Below are 1768 nucleotides of genomic sequence, written 5' to 3'. Positions count from 1 at the left end.
CGGGGCGGTTTGACTTCATCATCACGAAGGAGATATCCCGCTTTTCCCGTTCCACACTGGACAGCATCAAGTACACCCAGGAGCTGCTGGAGCACGACGTGGGCGTGCTGTTCCAGAACGACAACATCAACACCCTGGACAGCGACAGCGAGTTTCGTTTGGTGGTCATGGCTGGTGTGGCCCAGGACGAGGTGCGCAAGCTGTCGGAACGGCTGAAATTTGGCTTTCGGCAGGCCATTAAAAACGGCCATGTACTGGGCAGCGACAAGCTGTGGGGCTACGACAAGAAGGATTGTGTGCTCACTATCAACGAGGAAGAAGCCCAGGTAGTACGGCGGATTTTCGACCTCTACGCTAACCAGCAGATGGGAATCCGGCGCATCTCCCAGACGCTGTATGACGAGGGCTTCACCAGCCGGAAGGGGAATGCCTTCAACGTCCTGACCATCCGGCATATTTTGTCCAATCCCAAATACAAGGGCTGGTACTGCGCCAACAAGTCCCAGACGGTGGACTACCGCAGCAAGCGGAAAATCTTTCTGGACGAGAGCGAGTGGGTCATGTACCCAGACCCGTCCATTCCGGCCATCGTGTCGGAGGAGTTGTGGGACCGGGCCAACGCCTTGTACAAGCGGCGCAGCCAGCAGATGATGTCCCACCAGAGCGGAGCGGAGTTTCACAACCGCTACCCCTACAGCGGCAAGATCGTCTGCGAGGAGCACGGCACCAGCTTCCACCGGCAGGTGCTGAGAAGCTCCAAAGGCGAAAAAGAGGTTTGGCAGTGCCGGGTATACCGGAACCGCGGCCGGGCGGGGTGTACCGCGCCCCAACTGCGCACGAAAGAGCTGGACCAGATCATGGCCGATATTTTCAATCAGCTTGCCCGGAAGAAACAAGCCATCGTTGATGCGGTGGTTGCCGTCCTTCAGGCCGTCCCGGACGAGCACGACTACACTCAAGATGTCTGCCGTATTGAGGAGGACCTGTCCGCCATCCAGGCAAAAAAAGACCGCCTGCTGGAGATGAGCATTGAGGGTGCTATCACCATGGCGGAGTTCAAGGGGCGCAACGACGGGTTCAACGAGCAGATCAAAACCCTGGAGGAAAAACGGTCCGCCATTCAGGCGGAGTCGGAAAAGGGCCGGCGGACAGCGGCGCGGCTGGAAGAAATCCGGTCGGTGCTGGATCGGGAGCTGTCCTTTCAAAACGGCATCAATTCAGCCTTAGTTGCCACGATTTTGGACCATATTGTGGTCAAAAAATGCAGCACCAGGGAGGTGCTGCACTTGGATATCCATCTGAAATTCGGCGGCCCTTGGAGGGCCGTTTTTGACCGGGAAAAATCTTCCGTTTGCTTCAACCCTTCTTGATAATATGCGCCACCAGGCGCAGGTTTCGTTCAATGAGTACGTCTCTGGCCTCCGGGTCGCCTTGGGCATAGCGGGCCAGCCACTCGCGTTCCTCAACTGCGGACAGGGGTTTTGGAAATGACCCGCCGCCGGACAGGCGCAGGGAAAATAACAGTGTGTTGGCAAATAACAGCAGTGCGGCAGACAGCATAGAATCCCTCCTCCCTAATCTCTATGAGAGAAGGGGAAGTCCACATTCCCTTTTCAGATTAGTGTTGCTCTATGCTGCTTGACAAACCGGTTAGTCACAATATCCAAAGCGGGCAGTCATCAATTAGAGGATGACTGCCCGATAAACTGGAAGTTATCTATACAAGGAAATACAATACCTCTCTTATATCTTTCCCACCGATATTATC

Annotated in this window: 2 protein-coding genes; one reads left to right on the top strand and one right to left on the bottom strand. The window is 55.5% G+C overall.

The features are described 5' to 3' along the window. On the top strand, positions 1-1370 hold a 1370-nt coding region (locus QZ326_RS13145; RefSeq protein ID WP_295746090.1), incomplete at its 5' end, for a recombinase family protein. Here the strand turns inward: QZ326_RS13145 and QZ326_RS13140 are convergent. Next, positions 1357-1560, bottom strand: coding sequence for a sporulation sigma factor SigK (locus QZ326_RS13140; protein WP_295746087.1), 204 nt, complete (start codon positions 1558-1560; stop codon positions 1357-1359). The genes QZ326_RS13145 and QZ326_RS13140 overlap by 14 nt on opposite strands. Between the last annotated feature and the right edge of the window lie 208 nt (positions 1561-1768).

The sequence above is a fragment of the uncultured Oscillibacter sp. genome (genome assembly GCF_910587525.1).
GTDB lineage: Bacteria > Bacillota > Clostridia > Oscillospirales > Oscillospiraceae > Oscillibacter.
This window is presented reverse-complemented; position numbering and strand designations above follow the sequence as displayed.

Excerpts from the sequence above, each read along its gene's own strand:
- QZ326_RS13140 (WP_295746087.1), bottom strand. The coding sequence starts at position 1,560 with ATGCTGTCTGCCGCACTGCTGTTATTTGCCAACACACTGTTATTTTCC.